The sequence below is a fragment of the Cohnella caldifontis genome (assembly GCF_029360585.1).
Classification (GTDB): Bacteria; Bacillota; Bacilli; order Paenibacillales; family Paenibacillaceae; genus Cohnella; species Cohnella caldifontis.
Window position 1 is genome coordinate 44,103 of sequence record NZ_JAQZSJ010000014.1, and the last position, 19,721, is coordinate 63,823.

General features: G+C 61.2%; 17 protein-coding genes. 9 read left to right on the forward strand and 8 right to left on the reverse strand.

Annotation, left to right across the window (positions count from 1 at the left end; all coding sequences use genetic code 11):
- Positions 1 to 22: 22 nt before the first annotated feature.
- The 6 genes from PTZ19_RS17980 to PTZ19_RS18005 all read right to left on the reverse strand — a co-directional run bounded on the left by PTZ19_RS17980 (position 23) and on the right by PTZ19_RS18005 (position 5,765).
- Positions 23 to 1,063 carry an ABC transporter substrate-binding protein gene (locus tag PTZ19_RS17980; protein WP_276356467.1) on the reverse strand — a complete coding sequence of 347 codons (1,041 nt, stop codon included), beginning with the start codon at positions 1,061 to 1,063 and terminating at the stop codon, positions 23 to 25.
- Between the two features lie 24 nt (positions 1,064 to 1,087).
- The gene (locus PTZ19_RS17985; RefSeq protein WP_276356468.1) at positions 1,088 to 1,852 is read right to left on the reverse strand and encodes an ABC transporter permease; all 765 of its coding nucleotides are present in this window, start codon (positions 1,850 to 1,852) and stop codon (positions 1,088 to 1,090) included.
- Positions 1,785 to 2,624 carry an ABC transporter ATP-binding protein gene (locus PTZ19_RS17990; protein WP_276356469.1) on the reverse strand — a complete coding sequence of 280 codons (840 nt, stop codon included), beginning with the start codon at positions 2,622 to 2,624 and terminating at the stop codon, positions 1,785 to 1,787. Before PTZ19_RS17990 ends, PTZ19_RS17985 begins: the two co-directional genes overlap by 68 nt.
- A gap of 24 nt (positions 2,625 to 2,648) precedes the next feature.
- A complete protein-coding gene (locus PTZ19_RS17995; protein ID WP_276356470.1) occupies positions 2,649 to 3,329 on the reverse strand; it encodes a Crp/Fnr family transcriptional regulator in 681 nt (226 codons plus the stop codon).
- 220 nt (positions 3,330 to 3,549) lie between these two features.
- Positions 3,550 to 4,914, reverse strand: coding sequence for a DEAD/DEAH box helicase (locus tag PTZ19_RS18000; RefSeq protein ID WP_276356471.1), 1,365 nt, complete (start codon positions 4,912 to 4,914; stop codon positions 3,550 to 3,552).
- A gap of 179 nt (positions 4,915 to 5,093) precedes the next feature.
- Positions 5,094 to 5,765 (reverse strand): hypothetical protein, encoded by a 672-nt coding sequence (locus PTZ19_RS18005; RefSeq protein WP_276356472.1) that lies wholly within the window; start codon positions 5,763 to 5,765, stop codon positions 5,094 to 5,096.
- 197 nt (positions 5,766 to 5,962) lie between these two features.
- Between PTZ19_RS18005 and PTZ19_RS18010 the strand changes: the two genes are divergently transcribed.
- The 3 genes from PTZ19_RS18010 to PTZ19_RS18020 all read left to right on the forward strand — a co-directional run bounded on the left by PTZ19_RS18010 (position 5,963) and on the right by PTZ19_RS18020 (position 9,312).
- On the forward strand, positions 5,963 to 8,122 hold the full coding sequence (locus tag PTZ19_RS18010) for a sensor histidine kinase (protein ID WP_276356556.1): 2,160 nt from the start codon (positions 5,963 to 5,965) through the stop codon (positions 8,120 to 8,122).
- A complete protein-coding gene (locus PTZ19_RS18015) occupies positions 8,119 to 8,769 on the forward strand; it encodes a response regulator (protein WP_276356473.1) in 651 nt (216 codons plus the stop codon). Before PTZ19_RS18010 ends, PTZ19_RS18015 begins: the two co-directional genes overlap by 4 nt.
- A gap of 156 nt (positions 8,770 to 8,925) precedes the next feature.
- Positions 8,926 to 9,312, forward strand: coding sequence for a DnaJ family domain-containing protein (locus tag PTZ19_RS18020; RefSeq protein ID WP_276356474.1), 387 nt, complete (start codon positions 8,926 to 8,928; stop codon positions 9,310 to 9,312).
- A gap of 351 nt (positions 9,313 to 9,663) precedes the next feature.
- Here PTZ19_RS18020 and PTZ19_RS18025 read toward each other — a convergent pair whose 3' ends face one another.
- Together PTZ19_RS18025 and metE are read right to left on the reverse strand one after the other, a co-directional pair.
- Complete coding sequence (locus PTZ19_RS18025) at positions 9,664 to 10,005, reverse strand: ArsR/SmtB family transcription factor (protein WP_276356475.1); 342 nt, start codon at positions 10,003 to 10,005, stop codon at positions 9,664 to 9,666.
- Between the two features lie 232 nt (positions 10,006 to 10,237).
- Entirely contained in the window at positions 10,238 to 12,535 is a 2,298-nt protein-coding gene (gene metE, locus PTZ19_RS18030) for a 5-methyltetrahydropteroyltriglutamate--homocysteine S-methyltransferase (protein ID WP_276356476.1), read from the reverse strand.
- A gap of 255 nt (positions 12,536 to 12,790) precedes the next feature.
- Between metE and PTZ19_RS18035 the strand changes: the two genes are divergently transcribed.
- The 6 genes from PTZ19_RS18035 to PTZ19_RS18060 all read left to right on the forward strand — a co-directional run bounded on the left by PTZ19_RS18035 (position 12,791) and on the right by PTZ19_RS18060 (position 19,649).
- Entirely contained in the window at positions 12,791 to 13,762 is a 972-nt protein-coding gene (locus PTZ19_RS18035) for a sugar-binding transcriptional regulator (RefSeq protein WP_276356477.1), read from the forward strand.
- Between the two features lie 73 nt (positions 13,763 to 13,835).
- Positions 13,836 to 14,762 (forward strand): sugar ABC transporter substrate-binding protein, encoded by a 927-nt coding sequence (locus PTZ19_RS18040; RefSeq protein ID WP_276356478.1) that lies wholly within the window; start codon positions 13,836 to 13,838, stop codon positions 14,760 to 14,762.
- A 100-nt stretch (positions 14,763 to 14,862) separates the two neighbouring features.
- Positions 14,863 to 16,380 (forward strand): sugar ABC transporter ATP-binding protein, encoded by a 1,518-nt coding sequence (locus tag PTZ19_RS18045; protein ID WP_276356479.1) that lies wholly within the window; start codon positions 14,863 to 14,865, stop codon positions 16,378 to 16,380.
- On the forward strand, positions 16,373 to 17,332 hold the full coding sequence (locus PTZ19_RS18050) for an ABC transporter permease (RefSeq protein WP_276356480.1): 960 nt from the start codon (positions 16,373 to 16,375) through the stop codon (positions 17,330 to 17,332). Before PTZ19_RS18045 ends, PTZ19_RS18050 begins: the two co-directional genes overlap by 8 nt.
- On the forward strand, positions 17,329 to 18,153 hold the full coding sequence (trpA, locus tag PTZ19_RS18055; protein ID WP_276356481.1) for a tryptophan synthase subunit alpha: 825 nt from the start codon (positions 17,329 to 17,331) through the stop codon (positions 18,151 to 18,153). Before PTZ19_RS18050 ends, trpA begins: the two co-directional genes overlap by 4 nt.
- Positions 18,150 to 19,649, forward strand: coding sequence for a xylulokinase (locus PTZ19_RS18060; RefSeq protein ID WP_276356482.1), 1,500 nt, complete (start codon positions 18,150 to 18,152; stop codon positions 19,647 to 19,649). The genes trpA and PTZ19_RS18060 overlap by 4 nt, the downstream gene beginning before the upstream one ends.
- The last annotated feature ends 72 nt before the right edge of the window (positions 19,650 to 19,721 follow it).

The following is a 19,721-nucleotide window of genomic DNA, read 5'->3' on the forward strand; positions in this document are numbered from 1 at the left end:
TCTCTCCTTGACGCCTTTTCGGCTATTGGCCTTTTTGAATTTCCTGCAGAAGCGACAAGTCATATAATCCGCTCAGATCCAAACCTTCCGACCCGACTTCTTTCACGTAACCGGCATCCACCGCCACCTGGGCCATCGTCTTCAGGGCGTCCTGGTCGATATCCGTCGTCAAGCTCAGGTGGGAGAGTGCGGCCTTGATCAATGCGGCTTCCAATCCCTTGCCCGTCAATTCCTTCAGCTCGTCGCTGACCAGCGCGTAAGCGTCGTCCGGGTTCTCTTCGATAAAAGCGATCGCATCCTCGTTAGCCAGAAGGACGGCCTTCGCCAAATCCCGATGGTTCTTCATGAAGCCGTCTCCGGCCACGATGATCGTTAACGGATAATTCCCGTCGTTCGGAGGAATCCGGTCCCAGTCGACCGTAATTTCTCCGATGCCTTCGTTCGCGATCTGAGTGCCCCACGGCTCGGGCAGCAGCGCCGCGTCTACTTGGTTTTGCTTCATCGCCGTCAGCGTGTCCGCCGGAGCCATCGCGATCATCTGCACGCCGCTTTTGTCCGTCGCGATCTTCAAACCATGCTCTTGAAGCAGCAGCCGTAACGAGATTTCGTTCGTGCTTCCTTTGGTTGGGACGGCGACCAGTTTGCCCGCCAGGTCCTTCACGGATTTCACGCCGGAGCCCTTCCGCGCCACCAGAACGGCGCCGCCGTTGTTGGCCCCGGACAGTATCTTCAGGTTCTTGCTCCTTACGTATTGGTTGATGACCGGACTCGGCCCTACGTAGCCGATATCGATCTGGCCGGTCGCCATGGCGGTCGAAAATTCCGAGCCGTTGTTAAAGCCCTGAACTTCGATTTTCACGTTGTCGCCGAGGCGCTTCTGAAGGTAGCCCTTCTTGATCGCCGCGAACGCCGGGGCATGCGTCACGTTCTTAAGCAATCCGATTTTGACCGTGACCGGGTCGGCCGTGTTCGATCCCCCTCCGTCGCCTGACGTGCCGCATCCGGACAGCAACATGAAAACGACCGCGAGTGCAGCAACCGGAAAAAACGCTTTTCTGAACATGGATTCCTCTCCTTCAGGCCAAGCTTATGTTTTGGCCGCTTTCAGGCCGTATTGCATCCAGACGCGATCTTCGATGCGCTTAAAGACGAGATGATCGGAGATCGTTCCGAGAATCGCGATTACGAGCACGATGCAGAGCATGAGGGAGGTGTCGCCGAGGCTTCTGCCCTCCTCCAGCATTTGGCCGAGCCCAATGCCGCGGGCGATCAATTCGCCGGATACGAGGGCCCGCCAGGCAAACGCCCATGCCATCCGCATCCCCGTAATCAGTTGAGGGATGGCTGCGGGAAGCATGACCTGGAAAAAGGTGCTGGGCCCGCGCCGCGTCCCGAACATCTGGGCTGACTTCAAATAGATCGGCGGTATGTTCTTGATCCCGCTCCGGCACGCGATCGTCATCGTCCACGTCGCACCGATCGTCGTGATGAAGATGACGGCGAAATCGTTCAACCCGAACCAGATGATCGCAAACGGGAGCCAGGCGATGCTCGGCACGGTCTGCAATGCGACCACGGCGAAGCCGATCGTTTCGTCCAACGTCCGGTGACGGGCGAACAGTACGCCCAAGGTCGTGCCGATCGCACAAGACACCGCAAAGGCGATCAGAATGCGCCGCAGGCTGCTGAACGTCGCTTCCAGCAGCTGCCCGTTCGCGATCCCGTCGTAGAAGGCGCGAACCGTCTGCAGCGCCGACGGAAATCGCCAACCCCAGTCCATCGTCCTATATGCCGTCTCCCAGATGAGCAGCAGCAGGATGAGAAAGAGCGCGGTTCTCCAGACCGTAGTCACTGCCGTATTCCTCCTTCGCCACTTTCTCCAATTCGGCCGCGAGCGACTCCATGATCCGGCTCTCGATATGGCGCAGAACGGAATCGTCCGGTTCTCTCGGCCTTGCGGCCTGTACGCGGTACTCTTTCTTGATTCTGCCCGGCCTTGTGGACATGACGAGCACCCTGTCGGAGAGCATGACGGCCTCCCGGATGTTATGGGTGATGAACAGAATCGTCTTCCGCGTATGCATCCAGATCTGTTCCAGTTCCTTATGCAACAGGAGCCTCGTCTGCTCGTCCAGGGCGGCGAACGGCTCATCCATCAGCAGAATCTCCGGATCCATGACGAGAGCCCTCGCAATAGCCACCCTTTGTTTCATCCCCCCCGACAATTCATGGGGATAGCGGTCCGCGAACTTGCTCAGATGGACGGTCCGAATCTGCTCCATGGCGCGCTCGCGGCGTTCCTTCTTCTTCATCCCCTTCTGTTTCAGACCGAAGGCGACGTTCTCCAGCACCGTGAGCCAGGGAAACAGCGCATGATCCTGGAACACCACGATCCGATCGGGCCCCGGAGCGGAGATTTCCTTGCCTCCGGCGACGACGCGGCCGCGATCCGTCCGCTCAAGCCCCGCTACCAAATTAAGCAGCGTGGACTTCCCGCAGCCGGATGGACCCAGGATGGATACGAACTCCCCCCGGCCGACTTCGAAGGAGATGTCCTCCAGCGCGGTATAGACGACTCCGTCCCGCTGCGCGAATGATTTGCCGACTCCCTCAACCCGGATCATCCAATCCCCTCCTGAAAGTCCAAGCTATAAATGACTCAGAAAATGCCCGGTATCATAAATCACGACCATCTTCTTCTCGTAGCGGATGCTTCCTTCGTCCCGCCAGCCGCCCAACGTTTCCGTAACCGTCTGCCGGCTGCAGCCGATGACGTAGGAGATCTCCTCGTGACTCAAAGGCAGCATGACGACTGTCTCTTTCCCTTTGCGGACGCCCAATTGAATCAAGAGCTGCGCCAATCTCCAGGCGACCGGCTTCGAGATAAGCGTCTCCACGTATCTCTGTGTCTGCAGAAGCCGACGAGCGTTGGACACCGTTAAAGCGTACAAGACATCGGGATGGCTCTTTAACAGACTCGTAAATTGAACGGACGGAATCGAGAGAATGCGGCTGTCCGCCATGCACCGGGCATACCGTTGCCGTTTTTGTCCGGTCAGCACCTCCGCCGCTCCGAACACCTCGCCCTTGTGCCGCAGAAACAAGGTGATGCTATGGCCTTCCTCCGCGAATTGCGAAATCTTGACCAAACCCTCCCGGACGAAATAAATCTCTTGGCTTTCCTCCTCTCCCCGGAAAATATATTCGTTCTTCTTCATCTTCCGGGAAGAGCCGTATTCTTCGAACAACTTGGCCAGCGCAAGCTGCTCCGCTTCATCCTGTTCCCGTGCGTTTTCTTCCGTATCAAGGAACCCTTCCGCTTCACGCATGCGCCGGTGCGCCTCCTCGGGTAAACGAATTAATCATAGTTTTCTTATCGGTATTTAGGATTATAATACAGGATCGAAAGGGAAAACAGTCGGCAAGCCGACAAAACGGAGGGCGAAAAAAAGAAGGCTGCCCCGAAGGCTCGATGAAGCCTTGCGGAACAACCTTTGGGTTGTGCGTTTCTCTGAGATGCCGCCGCACGTTCGCTGGGCTTGCTGCGCATCAGCGGGGCTTGTTGCGTTGAGAGCGGATGGGCGACTTCTTGCCCCGGGTGCCGGGACCGGCGGAATCCCGACCCTGCGGACGCGAGCCTCCTCCTCCGCCGCGGGGAGCGCCGCCCGGCCGGCGTCCTTCGCGGCCCTGCGGCGGCCGGCCGCCCGGCTTCGCCCCGCCTCCTGCGCCGAATCGGCCCCCCGGTTTTCCGCCGGACCGCTTACGCTCGGCTGTTCCTTCGGCCGGCCCGGCGCCGCCGTCTCCGCTATTCATCCGCACCCGCTCCAGCGCCATGCCGATGGCGTTCTCGATGGCGGCCAACTCCGGCCGGTCCCGCGGCGCGACGAACGTGATCGCCAGCCCCGACGCCCCCGCGCGGCCCGTCCGGCCGATCCGGTGGATGTAGCTCTCGACGTCCTGCGGAATATCGTAATTGTACACGTGGGTGACACCTTCCACATCGAGGCCGCGCGCCGCCACGTCCGTCGCCACCAGCAGCTGGAGCTTGGCTTGGCGGAACTTCGCCATCACCTGCTCCCGCTTCGCCTGCGACAAATCCCCGTGCAGCTCGTCCGAGGAGTAGCCGAGCGCCTGCAGCGCTTCGTTCAACGCGCTGGCCCTCCGCTTCGTCCGGCAGAAAATCATCGCCAAATACGGGCGCTGCTCGTCGATCAGCTTGCGCAGGGCCGCCTGCTTGCCGCGGTCCGTCGTCTCGACCGCCCACTGGCGGATGTCCTTTACCGTCACCTGCGGCCCCTTGACCGTTACTTCCTCCGGCTGCTTCAGGAATTGCGCGGCGAGCGCCCGCACGTTGGCCGGCATCGTGGCCGAGAACAGCAGCGTCTGCCGCCGGTAAGGCACGGCCCGCAAAATCTCCTCCACTTCGTTCAAGAAACCCATGTGGAGCATCTGATCCGCTTCGTCGAGCACCAGCATCTTCACCTGCGACAAGTCGATCGACCCGCGCCGCAGATGGTCGAGCAGCCGCCCCGGCGTGCAGACGATGATCTGCATGCTCCGCTGCAGCTTGTGCAGCTGCGCCTCGACGTCCTGCCCGCCGTAGACGGCCAGCACTTGGTAATCCGTGCCGGCGATCAGCTTCTTCACTTCCGCCGTGATTTGGATCGCCAGCTCCCGCGTCGGGCTGACGATCAAGCCTTGCACGTGCGAAGCCGCCGGATTCAGCCGCTCCAGCATCGGCAGCACGAACGCCAGCGTCTTGCCCGTCCCCGTCTGCGCCTGCCCGACCACGTCGCGTCCCGCCAGAATCGGCGGAATCGCCTTCTCCTGCACCGGCGTCGGACGGACGATGCCCATCCTTCGCAGCAACTCCGCCCGTTCCTCTCCGATGCCCAACTCCGTAAAGCTTGCCATATTTGCACCCCATCCGTTTTTTCGCCAATGAAGACACGCCTTTTCCTATCGTACCATATACAGGCAAGCCTCATCCGACTAACCGCCGCAGCCCAGCGCGTGCACGCAACGGCGAAAGCCCGCTCCCCCCTCTCGGGTTGCGGGCTCCGATCAACGCTATGGCCGCTCTGCGATCTGCGTTATGCCGCCGCGGTAACTTGTTCCCGCTCCGCCGCGCCGTTTTTCCCGAACGCCAGCATCGCTCCGAACAACGCGAACAACAGATGCACCGCCGGGAACACGTTAATGGTCTGGACCATGATTCCGGCGATCATGACCGCCAATACGACGACGGCCAATACGCCGAGCCAGCGGGGGTAAACCTTGGCCCGGATCGTCGCGATTCCGAGCAGCAGCAAGCCCAGCAAAATCGCCGGAACAAGCGGGATCAGCACCGCCAGGGACAGCGGGTATCGGTCGACCATCAGATTGTTCACCTGGTCGTTGACCGTCTGCAGCGTTGCCGCGTCCTTTACGTGGTCATAGATAATCGGGTAAGCCAGAATCTGAACGGGTCCGTGGAAAATTTCCAGCAGCATCCCCGCGAACAGCAGCGGAAACCCGATCCATCCCCACGCGCTCAGCCGCTCCGCCATCCGCAAGTAAATCGCCGGCATGCCCATCAGAATCAGGATCGACGCCCAAGCCAGCAGCACGTGCGTATTCACCGCTTTCTGCAGGAAACCCGGGATGTCCTCCAGCGAAGCCGGCGTGTCCCCGATATGCAGCAACTGGCCCAGGATCCCCATCGTCCCTCCGATCAGCAGCGTCCAGCCTCCGAATTTCAAATAACTTTTCGGCAAAACGTTCATTTCGTCCTCTCCTTCTCCTTCCGGCGCATTCCGCGCCGCCGTCCCCATCATAACCCGCACCGGTTTCCCGGCAGGAAGAGCGCGGCGTTCCCGAACGTCGGGAATCTCATTGGGAAATCCCGTCCCCGGCCGCATCTGTTGTTTACGGCTCGAAACGGCGGCTGTTATACTTTGGCCAGGAGGGGAAGCGTTTGAAAATGCTGCGGTGGATCGCGGGACTCGTCTGTCTATGCGGAATCGTCCTGTTCGTCTATTCGGTCCCGGTGTTTTTCGTTCAATTGCGGGACCACTGCGTCGGCCTGGCGGAGTGCGTCGCGTTTTACGATACGGCTCCTACTCCGGAGTGGCTGCGCGCGCACGGCATGTCCAGCGCGACGTTCGCGTCCGCCTACACGGGGCTGTACGCGCTGTTCGGATTGGTGTATATCGGCGTCGGCCTGCTCATTTTCCGCTATAAGTCGCTCGAATTCACCGGTTTGGTGGCTTCGGTCGCCTTGGTGACCCAGGGCTATATGTTCGCTTCGCTCCCTCTGTTCCTCACCCATGTCCACCCTTCCTTAACCGTCCTGAATCACGTGCTCGAAGTTTTCTCATTCTCTTCCTTGCTCACGTTGTACTTCGTCTTTCCCAACGGCCGATTCGAGCCGCGATGGACGAAATTCGGTCTGATCGCGCTGCTTGTTCCGGGCGTTCTGCGCACCTTATTTCCCGACACGGTCTTGGATTTACAATACTGGGGCCGGAATTTGTTCCTCGTCTGGACGCTGGCCTGGATGACGAGCCTGCTTGCCGTGCAAATCTATCGCTACCGCAAGGTGCTGGACCCTGTCGAGAGGCAGCAGGCCAAATGGGCGTTCTTCGGCATGTTCGGAGGCATGGCGTTCCTGCTCGGCATCACGCTCGTGTTCATCCTCCGGGCGGAAGCCTTGAACGGCAACCCCATGCTGCTTTTCGCGATGGAAGCGCTCCTCGACTTCGGGATGATGCTGATCCCCGTTACCTTGTTGCTCGCGCTGCTGAAGCGCAGGCTGTGGGACATCGACGCGCTGGTCGGCCGAACGCTGGTGTACGGGGCGCTCAGCGCGTTCGTCATCGCCGTCTACGTAATCGGCGTTTGGTATGTCGGCACGGTATTCAGGTCGGCATCGCACCTGATCTCTTCGCTTATCGCGACCGGACTCGTCGCCGTGTTGTTCGGACCGCTGAAAGAGCGGCTGCAGCGCCAGGTGAACCGGCTGATTTACGGACGCAGCGAAGACCCGCTGTCCGTGCTTGGGGTTCTCGGGCGGCAGCTGGAAAATCCGCTGTCCCCCCAAGAGTCGCTCCGGGTCGTGACGCAAACGGTGAAGGACGCGCTGAAGCTTCCTTACGCGGGGATCTCGCTGAACCGGGACGGAGAGACGATCGTGGTCGCGGAGGACGGGGACCCCGAAGGCGAACCGGCCCGCCTGCCGCTTGTCCATCGGGGCGAGGAGCTGGGGGAGCTGCTCGTGTCTCCCCGATCCGCCGGCGAGTCCTTCACCGTCTCGGACCGCCGGTTTCTGGACATGCTCGCCCGCCAGGCCGGCGCGGTCGTATCGGGAGCGACGGCCTCCCTGGATCTGATGCGGGCCGCCGAGGATTTGCGGGAGTCCCGGGAACGCCTGGTGCTTGCCCGCGAAGAGGAACGCCGCCGCCTGCGCGGCAACCTGCACGACGACCTGGCGCCCCGGCTGGCGGCGCTGGCTTTCACGGCCTCGGCCGCCGAGACGCTGATCGAGTCCGATCCGGCCCGCACCAAGTCGATCCTCGTCGAACTGCAGACCACCATCCGCTCGGCCGTTACGGATATTCGGCGGCTCGTGCACGATCTGCGCCCGCCTTCGCTGGACGAACTAGGGTTGATCGGCGCCATTCGGGAGCGAATCCACGACGTGACGCGTCCCATGCACCGCCAGGACGCAGCAGTGCCGGCCGACGGCATCGACTTCCGGCTGGACGCGCCGGAGGAGCTTCCTCCCTTGCCCGCGGCCGTGGAGGTCGCGGCCTTCCGCATCGTGACGGAGGCGCTCGTCAATGTCGTCCGCCATTCCGGCGCGAAGCGTTGCCGGGTCTCCCTGGCTTGCGTACGGGAACCGTCCCCGGCGCTGCTGCTCGAGATCTCCGACGACGGGCGGGGTTTCGGCGACGGCCGGCGCGCCTCCGCGGAGCCCGGCGGCATCGGGACCCAGTCCATGCGGGAGCGGGCCGAGGAGCTGGGCGGCTCCTGCCGTTTCGAGCAGGGGACGCCGCATGGAACGCGCGTGCGGGTTACGCTTCCTCTGTCCCATACGAACGGCGAAGCCACGGCCCCCGAAGGAAGGAGCGAGACGGCATGAAGCCTCTGAAAATCGTCATCGTGGACGACCATCCGATGTTTCGCCACGGCGTCCGGACGCTGCTGTCCACCACGCCCGACCTTCAGGTCGTCGGCGAGGCGGGGAACGGGGAAGAAGCCGTCGCTTTAGCCGAATCGCTCCAGCCCGACGTCATGCTCATGGACATCCGCATGCCGGGGATGAGCGGCATGGAAGTGACCCGCCGCATTGCCGCGAAGTCTCCGGCGATCCGGATTCTCGTGCTCACGATGTTCGAGGACGATGCCTCCGTCTTCACCGCGATGCGCAGCGGGGCCAAAGGTTACGTCTTGAAGGAAGCCGACAAAGACGAGCTGCTTCGCGCGATCCGGGCCGTCGGCAACGGCGAAGCGATCTTCAGCCCCGGCATCGCGGCCCGGATGATCGAGTATTTCGCCATATCGCGGCCCGCCGCCAGCGCGGAGTTGTTCCCCGAGCTCAGCGCGCGGGAACGGGAAGTGCTGTATTTGATGACCGAAGGCCTGTCCAACGCCGCCATCGCAAGCAAACTGGACATCAGCGGCAAAACGGTCGCGAATTATATCGCGAATATCCTGAACAAGCTGCAGGTGCAGGACCGTGAAGAGGCGATGCGGCTGGCACGGGAGACACGCAAAGAAGCCCCGTAAGCCGCCGCATGGTGCCTGATCCGGACGCCCCCCGCCGGACTCCCGTTTCTTGCCGCTTCCCCGCTCCGGTTACGGAGTGGTATAATGCGGGCATAAACGGCGGGAGCAAGCGATCGGAGACATCGCCGGCTTCCCGTGCCAAGGAGCGGATGCGACATGTGGTTCATCGCTTCGATCGCCGAAGAGAAGATCCAGGATTCGATTCGCCGCGGCGAATTCGACCGTCTGCCGGGCAAGGGCCAGCCCCTGCCGCCGGAGGATGACATGGCAGGCGTGCCGGAAGAGCTTCGCCTCGGCTTCAAAATGCTCAAAAACGCCGGCGTGCTGCCGGAGGAGATGCAGCTGCGCAAAGACATGCTCACGCTCGAGGATCTCATTGCCGCTTGCCGGGACGAGACGGAACGCGCGAAGCTCCGCAGCGAGCTCTCGGTGCGGAAGCTGCGCTACCAGTCGATGATGTCCGAGCGCGGCTGGCACGGATCGGCGGCCTTCGCCGAATACGAGGGGCAAATCCAGGAGAAGCTGGCGGGGCCATCGTCATAGAGCGAAAGTTCGACGATACCATCGTCCAAATAAACAAACTGCTCGCTGCCCTTATCCGTTGGCGATCATGCTAAGGGACATAGCGGACGCTATTGTGGAGAATGATCGACCTTTCGCGTTCTAATGGACACAGCAGCCCTTATTTGAAAAAAACACTGCTTGTCGGAGCGATTCTTTGTCGTTAAGGACAACTCTGTCCGTTACATTTCGAGGATGACCTTTTTTTGTTAAATAGCGGCCGTTATGTCCGTTAGGGTGAACGCCAGCCGATCCGCGATTCATCGCAGCGTATCGCGACATCAATAAAAACGGCAGTTCCGCGGATTTCCGTCCCGGACTGCCGTTTTCTCGTTATTTCCCGCCGTTGTCGGGCTTCTTCTCCATCCCTTGAAGCTCCCGCAAGTAATCGTCCAAGCGGTCGAACCGCTCCTCCCAAGCCCGGCGGAACGAATCGAGCCATTCGTCCATCTCCAGGAACGGCTGGGGACAAAGCTTATAGATGCGCTTGTTCGCCACCGGCTGCACTTCGACCAGGCCGGCGTCGCTGAGCACCCGCAGATGCTTGGAGGCCTGCGGTTGGTGAAGCTCGAGCCGGTCCGCGATTTCACCGACGGGCATCGGACCGTCGCGCAGAAGCTCGATGATATCCAGACGGTTCGGCTCGGCAAGCGCGCTGAATGTCGTAGCGTTCATACCCACATCTACTCCTTACAATGGATGTCGTCAAAGAACGGGGAACGACCCCCCGGAGCTCGGGAGGTTCGCCAGGCCGCTGGGTTCCCTGACGTCTAGGCTGGCGTTAAGGAATCTTCCCGGGCGGATCCGCGGCCGGGAGTTCGCGGTATGCTATTAGGATACACCTTTTCGAATATTCCTGTAAAGGAATATCCGCAAAACGCGGCGTTCGCCCTTGCCCCACCGTTCTTTATCGCTGCGACTCCTCGGAGGATTTCGCGCGTGCTTCCCCGGCGGCCTTCACCATGTTGCGCAACGCGGCGACCGTCTCCTCCCGCCCGCGGGTTTTCAGGCCGCAATCCGGATTGATCCAGAACAGCCCCGGGTCCAGCACCCGAAGGGCGCGGTCGATCATGTCGGCCATTTCCCGCACATCCGGAACCCTGGGGCTGTGGATATCGTAGACGCCCAAGCCGATGCCTTGCCGGTAGGCGAACGTTTCGAAGCTGCCGATCAATTCGCCGTGGCTGCGCGAAGCCTCGATCGAGATGACGTCCGCGTCCATCGCTTCGATGGCCGGCAACATGTCCCGGAATTCGCAGTAGCACATATGCGTATGGATTTGCGTCTCGTCCCGGACGGTGCCCGTCGCGATCCGGAACGCCCGGACCGCCCAATCCAGATACGCGCCGCGCTGCCGCTCCTTCAGCGGCAATCCTTCGCGGACGGCCGGCTCGTCGACCTGGATCATGCCGATGCCTGCCGCCTCCAGCGCCTCGACTTCCTGCCTGAGCGCATAAGCCAGTTGAAAGGCGATCTCCTCGCGGGACAGATCGTCCCGGACGAACGACCAGTTCAAAATCGTCACCGGCCCGGTCAGCATGCCTTTCACGGGGCGGTCCGTGCGCGACTGCGCATAGGCGGTCTCCCCGACCGTCATCGGATTCCGGAACGCCGCGTCTCCATAGATGATAGGCGGCTTGACGCATCGCGAACCGTACGACTGCACCCACCCGTTCGACGTAAACGCGAAACCCGCCAGCTTCTCTCCGAAAAATTCCACCATGTCGGTCCGCTCGAACTCGCCGTGCACAAGCACATCCAAGCCGATGTCCTCCTGCAGGCGGATCCACTCGTCGATTTGCCCGCGGATGAATTCCGAATACCGATCTTCGTCCCACTCGCCTTTCCGCCACAACCGGCGCGCCCTGCGCACCTCGTCGGTCTGCGGGAAGCTGCCGATCGTCGTCGTCGGCAGCAAGGGCAGCTTCCATTTCTCTTGCTGGATCCCGCGGCGCTCGGCGAACGGCCTGCGACTCCCTTGCTCCTGCCGGATGGCGTCCACCGCCTCCCGGACGTCGGCACGATAACGTTCCTCCAACCGGCCCAGCTCGCGAATCAGATGATCAGCCGCTTCCAATTCTTCTGCAACCTTATCCTCGCCCAGTGACAAGGCACGGGCCAGCAGCACGATCTCGTCCAGCTTCTCGTCCGCGAAAGCCAGCGCGTTCTTCAGTTCCTCCGGCAGCCTCGTCTCCAATGCCGCGGTCACCGGGACATGCAACAGGCTGCAGGACGATTGCACGATCAGGCGATCGCGGTCCGCCGCGTCCGCGAGTTCCTCCAGCAGCCGAAGCCGATCGCGAAGCGGCGCTTTCCAGATGCCCCTGCCGTCGATCACGCCCGCCCCGAGCACCTTGTCCTCGGGAAACCCGTACTCGCGAAGCGACGCCAAATTCCCTTCGAGTCCTTGCGCGAAATCCAGGCCGATCCCGCTGACCGGCAGCGCCGCGACGTCCCGGTAGCGCTCCACCGACTCGAAGTACGTTTGCAGCATGATTTTCAGCCCCGGAGCAGCCGACGCGAAAGCCCCGTATATCCGCCGCAGGCGGGAGACATCCTCTTCCTCGATGTCCGTGACGAGAATCGGTTCGTCGATTTGGATCCAGACCGCGCCTTCCCGCTCCAGCTCCTGAAGCACCTGAACGTAAAGCGGGAGCAGCCGGTCCAGCCAGACATCGGTCTCGGACCGCTCATAACCTTTCGACAGCTTCACGAACGTGAGCGGACCGACCAACACCGGCTTGCCTTCGATCCCCAGCGCTTCCTTCGCTTCCCGGTAGGCCGCCAACGGCTTGTTTTCGGTCAGCCTCGGTTCGATTCCGCGATCCAGCTCCGGAACGATGTAGTGGTAGTTCGTGTTGAACCATTTCGTCATTTCGCAGGCGACGGCTTCTTTCGTTCCCCGCGCCATCCCGTAATACGCCGACAATGGCACCGCACCCCGGCCCTCGTACCCGAAGCGTTTCGGAATCACGCCCAGCATGGCGGCCGTGTCCAGCATTTGGTCGTAGTAGCTGAAGTCGCCCACCGGAATCAGCCCCACGCCTATTTCCTGCAGTTTCCGCAAGTGGTCCAAACGGATTTGCCGCAGCACCCCATGCAGCTGCGATTCCTCCAGCCGGCCGGCCCAGTAGGCCTCAAGCGCCTTTTTCCATTCCCGGTCCGCGCCGATGCGCGGGTAACCGAGCACGCTGCCGATCGCCATCCCCATCTACCCCTTCATCTGGATTTGATAGGAAGAATAGCATGAGCGGCGCGTTATAAGGTAACTCATTATTTCTATATCTGGATATAGCCAAAGGCTATAGTTCTTCGATCATAAAGTTGTAGACCTGCTTAAGTTTCCATGAACCATTTCGCGAAAATTGTTATTGCAACCCCTTTCATTTCGTAGTAGGATAAATCCAGAACAAAAATTCATACTTGAACAAATGTTCAAAGGAGGGGGGAGCGGCGCGCTGTGAATGACGCCAGACAAGAGAAAAAGCGGTTGTTGGTGAAGGTCAGCACGATGTATTACATCGACGGGTTGAACCAGCAGGAAATATCGGAGCGTCTGGGCATCTCCCGGCCGCAGATCAGCCGAATGCTCGCGGCCGCCAAGTCGGAGGGCATCGTGCAGATCAACATCCGCAACCCGTATTCGGAGGAGCAGGCGTACGAGCGGGCCATCGCCGAGACGTTCGGCATCCACGACGTCATCGTCGTGCACGTGCCGGACGCCGACCGCCAATTAATCGACCTGCAGGTCGCTCGCGCCGCAGCGGCCCTGCTGGAGAGCGCGATCAAGGATCGCGATGTCGTCGGCATCATGGCCGGCCGCACGATCGCGTCCGTCGGCAAGGAAATGCAATACATCGGGCGCAAGGACGTCAAGTTCGTGCCCATGATCGGCGGATTCGGGTCGGACGGCGGCGCCTGGCATGCCAATTCGAATGCCCGCATGTTCGCGGACCATTTCAATGCCCGCCATCTGCTGCTGAACGCGCCGGCCGTCGTGGCGTCGCCTCAGGCGAGGGATTTGTTCCTGAACGAATCGGAGATCGCGGGCGTGCTGGAGGCTGCCCGGAAAGCGTCGCTGGCGCTGATCGGGATCGGTCAGGTGACCGAGCAGGCGACGATTGTCAGGTCCGGTTATTTCAGCGGCGCAGAAATGAAGGGCGTGCAGGGGAAAGGAGCCGTCTGCAACATTTCCACTTCGTTCCTCGACGAGGCGGGGAAAAGAGTCCATTACGACGGGGAGAACCGAATGATCGGACTTGCCATTGACGAGATCAAGGCCATCCCGAACGTCATCGCCGTCGCCGCCGGCGACGATAAAGTCGAAGCGATCGTGTCCGCTTTAAGAGGCAAGTGCATGGACGTGCTCGTCACGGACATGGATACGGCCAAGCATCTGTTGGAATGGCATCGCATTCATCCTGCCCGCTAAGCCGGGCAGGCGTTCCCGCGGCGCGCGGGGGCGCAATCGTTCTCACCATCATCCTAAGGAGGCATTTCCGTTCATGAAAAAAGGATTTTTGGTTTTGACAGCGCTTTTATTGACGATCGCGTTGACCGCATGCGGAGGAAAATCCGGCGGCAAAGACGGTTCCAAGACGATTTCGATCCTGACGCCCTACCTGTCGTCCGTCACGACGAACGAGATGGTCGAGTCGCTCAAGAAGCAAGCGGGGGAGAAGGGGTGGAAAGCGAACGTCGTCGACACGAAAGGCGACGTCGGACAGCTCGCCAGCCGCATGGAAGACGTCATCTCGTCCAAGACCGACGCGATCGTGCTCGTCAGTACGGACCCGAATCAATTGAAAAGCCAAATCCAGCGCGCGAAGGAGAAAAACATCCCCGTATTCGGCGCGGACTCCGGCTACATCGAGGGCATGGTCATGAACGCGACGAGCGACAACAAAGAAATGTCCAAGATGATCTCCGAATATCTCTTCAAGACGATCGGCGACCAAGGCAAGCTCGTCATCCTGACTTACCGTCCGCATCCGGGCGTCCTGGCCCGCACCGTGCAACTGGACGAATTGCTGAAGGACAAGCCGAATATCTCCAAAGTGACGGAGCAGCAAGTCGAAGTGCCGGGCCCGATCGAGAACGCCCGGAAGCAGATGGAGAGCCTGCTGCTGTCCAACAAAGACGAAGGCTCCATCACCGCGGTATGGGCCGGATGGGACGAACCGGCGATCGGGGCGGCGCAAGCGATCGAAGCCGCCGGACGCAAGAACATCGTCGTCACCGGCATCGACGGCAACAGCCAAGCGGTCGACATGATCAAGAAAGGCTCTCCGCTCGTCGCCACCGTGAAGCAGAACTTCGTAGGCATGACCGAGATCGTGGTGAAACAGATGGAACGGGTATTCGCGGGCCAAGCGGCCGAGGCTACCGAGATGTACGCTCCGGCCAGCCTGATTACAAAAGACAACGGGTAATCGGCTTTAAGGCATGGCCCCGGCGGCGGGGCGCCGATACCTGCGCATACCGGCAACAATCGGCGTTCCGCCCAATTCGTAAAGCAAGGAGGGTTACCCATTGACCCTGCTGAAAGTCGAAGGACTGGATAAAGTGTTCGGGCAGCACTACGCGCTTTCCGGCGTCGGCATCGAGATCGAGCCGGGAGAAGTGCACGCGCTCGTCGGAGAGAACGGAGCGGGCAAATCGACGTTTATCAAAATCATGACGGGCGTCTATACGCTGGATGCCGGCACGGTCGAATGGAAAGGCGCGAAGGTCGACATCCCGAGCCCCGCGGCTTCCCGGAAAATCGGCATCAACGTCGTGCATCAGGACCGGCACCTCGTTCCTTCTTTCACCGGGTACGAAAATTTGTTCCTCGGCTTGGATTATCCCGCGAACAAATCGCGGATCGGCGTGAACTGGAAAGCGATGAAGCGGCGCGCGGAACAGCTGAAGAACGATTTCGGCGTCGAGATCGACCTGAACAAAACCGCGGACCGGATGTCCCCGCCCGAGAAAACGATGCTGGAAATATTGCGGGCCATGATGCTCGAATGCCAGCTGCTCATATTGGACGAGCCGACGGCTTCGCTTACCGATCAGGAGGCGGAGCGGCTGTTCGCCCTGATTGGCAGGTTGACCGCCCAAGGCACGGCGATCTTGTACGTGTCCCATCGGATGGATGAAATTTTCCGGCTTTCGGACCGGATTACGGTGTTCCGCAACGGGCAGAAGGTCGCCACTGTCGTGACGGAGACGACGGATAAGGACAGCTTGGTCCGGCTCATGAGCAACGCGGAAGTGAAAAAGTCGCAAAAAAGATCGGGCAAGGCGCAGACGGGGGAACGGGCACTCGAGCTGAACGGCCTGTCGACGAAAGACGGCATGGTCCGGGACGTCAGCCTGAACGTCGGCAAGGGGGAGATCGTCGGCATTTTCGGTTTGGCGGGCGCCGGACGGACGGAGCTGCTTGAGGCGATTTACGGTTTGCGGGAACTCAAGGACGGCAGCATCGCGATTGCGGGGCGCCGGTCGAACGCGCCGACGCCGAACCGCTCGCTCGAGAACGGAGTCGTCCTGATTCCGGAAGAACGCAAGCGCGACGCGCTCATTCTGGGCATGTCGATCCGGGAGAACATGACGCTGCCGGTATTGAAGCGTTTCTCGGGACGGCTGAAGCTTCGTTCCCGTGCCGAACGGGCGGAAGTGGCCGCGTGGATGCAACACATGGATGTAAAAGCGGCGGGATCCGAGCAACCGGTCGGCCAATTGAGCGGGGGCAACCAGCAGAAAGTCGTTTTCGCGAAAGCGCTGCTCTCGAATCCGGTCTTGTTCCTGTGCGACGAACCGACCCAAGCGGTCGACGTCATGACGCGCGAGGAAATCCACCGCCTGCTGAAGACGCAAGCCGATCGGGGCTGCGGGGTGCTGTTCGTATCCTCGGACCTTCAAGAGGTATTGGATATTTCCGATCGCCTGTACGTTCTTCACGACCGCCGTATCGTGGCCGAATTGGACAACGACGGCGTAACCGCCGAGCAGGTGCTCGGCTATTGCTACAGTCACGGAAAAGGAAGTGGACATCATGGTTGAAGCGCGCGCGGGAATACCCTACGTGAAGCTCATCCGCACCTACGGCACGGTCGCCGCGGGGATACTGATCATTTTGGCGTTCTCTCTGCTCAGTCCGGATTCGTTCGCGACGATCGACAACGCGATCAACATCAGCCGCCAAATCTCGTTTCTCGTCATGATCGCGCTCGGCGCCACGCTCGTCATGTCCGTAGGGGAGTTCGACCTGTCGGTCGGCGCCGTCGCCAGCTTCGGCGGCGTCTTCGCCGCCAAAATGGCGGTCGCGGGGTATCCGATCTGGCTGGCTTTTCTCGCTCCGATAGCCGTCGCCTTCGCGATCGGCTTCGTGAACGGCTGGATCGTCACGCGGTTCCGCCTCCTGTCCTTCATCACCACGCTGGCGATGGGCACGATTCTCGGCGGATTGAATTTCCGCCTGACCGGCGGGGCGACCGTGTTCGAGAACATCCCGGACGGCTTCCGTTACTTGGGGCAGACCGAGTGGGCAGGCATTCCGGTCTTGTCTTTCATCATGCTGTTGTTGACGCTGGTTTTCTGGTACGTCATGTCGCACATGGCTTTCGGCCGGAAGCTGTATGCGGTTGGCGGCAACGAGTCCGCATCGCGCGTCGCGGGCGTGAAAGTCGAGAAGAACAAGAACATGGCGTTCGCTTTGTGCGCGGTGCTGGCGGCCTTGACCGGCATCCTGATGGCTTCCCGTCTCGGCTCCGCGCATCCGACGGCCGGGGACGGGCTGTTCCTCTCCGCGTACGCGGCGGCTTTTCTGGGCATGACCTCCTTTAAGGAAGGCGTTCCGAACATCTGGGGGACGTTCGTCGGCGCCGCTATTATCGGCATACTCGCCAACGGACTCACGATCTTGGAAGTGCCGACGTTCATGCAGGACGTCATCACGGGCTGCATCGTGATCGCGGCCGTTATCATGCAGAAGCTCGGGCGAGGGAAAGCATGACGCTGAAAATCTTGCATAACCCCTTTAACGCAGAAACTTATCGCGCAGCCCAAGAGAGAGGGGAAGCATTGCTTATCGGCTATTTGGTCGCGGGAGACCCGACCGCCGAGGAATCCCTTGAAATGATTCAGGCGAGCGTGCAGGCCGGCATCGACATCATCGAGCTCGGCGTTCCGAGCCCCGATCCTTACGTCGACGGCGAAGTCATCAAGCGGGCTCACAAGCGGGCGCTGGACGCGGGCGCCGCCGCTTCGGAGGGGCTGCTCCCGCTCTGGAGGCGAATCCGCCGCGGGGTTTCGAGCCCGATCTGGGCGATGGGCTACAAACGGGAGCTCGTCGAGGAGGCGCTGTACCGGAGCTTGGCGGAAGAGAAGCTGATCGACGCGCTCGTGCTGCCGGACTGCTCCCTGGAAGAACAGATCCGGCTGCAAAACGAGCTTGGACCGGCTGGCATCGACGTCGTCCGATTCATCAACAGCTCGATGGACGAAGAGGCGATCCGCCGGACTTGCGACGGGGCAACGATCATCTACGCCCAGTCCTACTCCGGCACGACGGGCGATCCGCTCGCCCGCGTTCAAGGCTTGGGCAAGTTGTGCGATCGGATCCGCCCCCACTTGCCGGGCGGCTTGATCGTCGCCGGGTTCGGCCTCCGAACGCCGGACCGGGTAGGATCAGCCGTGGACAGCGGCTTCGACGGGGCCGTCGTCGGATCGGTTCTCGTCCGTTGCTGCGAGAACCGGGAGAAGGATTACCTGTACCGGCTGGTTGCCGAAATGAAACTGGAGACGGCGCGATCCGACAAGGAGTTGAACAGATGAAATATATCGCTTCCTTCGATATCGGCACGACGAACGTCAAAGGAATGCTGGTGACTTCGGACGCGGGCATTTTCCTGGAGAAAAACGTCGAGCTGAAGGTTCTGCGCTACGGCGACTTCGTCGAGCAGGAACCCGAGCAATGGTACGACGCGGTGAAGCAGATCGCGGCTTCCTGGTTCAAAGTCGGCATCAAACCAAGCGATATCGGCGTGCTGACGTTCAGCGGCCAAATGCAGGACTGCATTCCCGTCGGGGACGACCTGAGGCCGCTGAGACCCGCGATCCTGTACGCGGACGGGCGGGCGACAGAGCAGTCCGCGCGCCTCATCGCGGAGCTCGGGGAAGACCGGATCCACGAACGGACGGAAAACCATATGGACGGTTCGCTCACGTTCCCCAAAATCCTGTGGCTGAAGGAGCGCGAAGAGGAGACGTTCCGCGCGGCCAAAAGTTTCCTCGTCAGCTCGAAGGACTATGTCGTCGCCCGGCTGACGGGCGCATGCGCGACGGACCCGACATCGGCAGCAACAACCGGCTGCATGGATGCGCGAACCCGCGCATGGGTCAACGCTTGGTTGGACCGCAGCTGCGTGACGGCGGACAAAATGCCGGCGATCGTGCCTTCCGATCAAGTCGTCGGCACGATCCACGCGGAGGGGGCCGCGGAAACGGGCTTCGCGCCGGGCACCCCGGTGCTGTGCGGAATCGGCGACGCCGGAGCCGCCACGCTCGGAGCGGGCGTGTACGAGGACGGCGAGATCTACGCCTACTTGGGCACGACCGGCTGGGTTGCAAGCGCGACGTCCGGTTACATCGACGTGCGCAGCGGAGCGTTCAACTTGGCATACGTTGAAGAAGGCCGGCAGATCGCCATCGCTCCGCTCTCCAACGCGGGCAACGCGCACCAGTGGGCAGTAAGCACGTTCGGAGGCGGCCGGGCGGACTTGTTGTCCTACAAGCAATTCGACCGATCGGTGGAACAGACGGAACGCGGCACCGACGACGTGCTGTTCCTGCCCTATTTGAACGGCGAGCGTTGTCCCGTCCAGGACGCCAACGCCTCGGGATGTTTCATCGGCTTGAAGCCGACGACGACCAAGGAGCGCATGGGAACCGCCGTGCTGGAGGGTGTGGCTTATTCGATGCGCCAACTGCTCGAACTGGTCGCGGGACGACCGTCGGATGCCTCACTCCGCGTCACGCTCATCGGAGGCGGCGCGAAGAGCAAGTCGTGGTGCCGGATATTGGCCGACGCGCTTGGCTGCGAGATCGCCGTTCCGGAAGATTCGCAGTACTTGCCTTCGCTCGGCGCCGCCGCCCTCGGATTCCGGCATGCCGGCTGGAGCGGGGATTTCGCGGCCATTTGCCGGAAGTACAAGGGCCTGGGCACCGTGGAAACGTTCGCGCCGGATGAAGCGTTGCGCGCGTATTACGACCGACAATACGGGAAGTTCAAAAAAATTTATCCGGCGGTCGCTCCTCTGTTCGCGGAATAACTCCGCAAAACGTGAAAAAGCGAAGCCCGCATGGTCGAAACCGCGGGCTTCGCTTTTACTTTGTCGGCTTCC

Coding starts and splice junctions, on each gene's coding strand:
- PTZ19_RS17980 (WP_276356467.1), bottom strand. CDS start 1,063: ATGTTCAGAAAAGCGTTTTTTCCGGTTGCTGCACTCGCGGTCGTTTTC.
- PTZ19_RS17990 (WP_276356469.1), bottom strand. CDS start 2,624: ATGATCCGGGTTGAGGGAGTCGGCAAATCATTCGCGCAGCGGGACGGA.
- PTZ19_RS17995 (WP_276356470.1), bottom strand. CDS start 3,329: ATGCGTGAAGCGGAAGGGTTCCTTGATACGGAAGAAAACGCACGGGAA.
- PTZ19_RS18000 (WP_276356471.1), bottom strand. CDS start 4,914: ATGGCAAGCTTTACGGAGTTGGGCATCGGAGAGGAACGGGCGGAGTTG.
- PTZ19_RS18005 (WP_276356472.1), bottom strand. CDS start 5,765: ATGAACGTTTTGCCGAAAAGTTATTTGAAATTCGGAGGCTGGACGCTG.
- PTZ19_RS18010 (WP_276356556.1), top strand. CDS start 5,963: ATGCTGCGGTGGATCGCGGGACTCGTCTGTCTATGCGGAATCGTCCTG.
- PTZ19_RS18015 (WP_276356473.1), top strand. CDS start 8,119: ATGAAGCCTCTGAAAATCGTCATCGTGGACGACCATCCGATGTTTCGC.
- PTZ19_RS18020 (WP_276356474.1), top strand. CDS start 8,926: ATGTGGTTCATCGCTTCGATCGCCGAAGAGAAGATCCAGGATTCGATT.
- PTZ19_RS18025 (WP_276356475.1), bottom strand. CDS start 10,005: ATGAACGCTACGACATTCAGCGCGCTTGCCGAGCCGAACCGTCTGGAT.
- metE (WP_276356476.1), bottom strand. CDS start 12,535: ATGGCGATCGGCAGCGTGCTCGGTTACCCGCGCATCGGCGCGGACCGG.
- PTZ19_RS18040 (WP_276356478.1), top strand. CDS start 13,836: ATGAAAAAAGGATTTTTGGTTTTGACAGCGCTTTTATTGACGATCGCG.
- PTZ19_RS18050 (WP_276356480.1), top strand. CDS start 16,373: ATGGTTGAAGCGCGCGCGGGAATACCCTACGTGAAGCTCATCCGCACC.
- trpA (WP_276356481.1), top strand. CDS start 17,329: ATGACGCTGAAAATCTTGCATAACCCCTTTAACGCAGAAACTTATCGC.
- PTZ19_RS18060 (WP_276356482.1), top strand. CDS start 18,150: ATGAAATATATCGCTTCCTTCGATATCGGCACGACGAACGTCAAAGGA.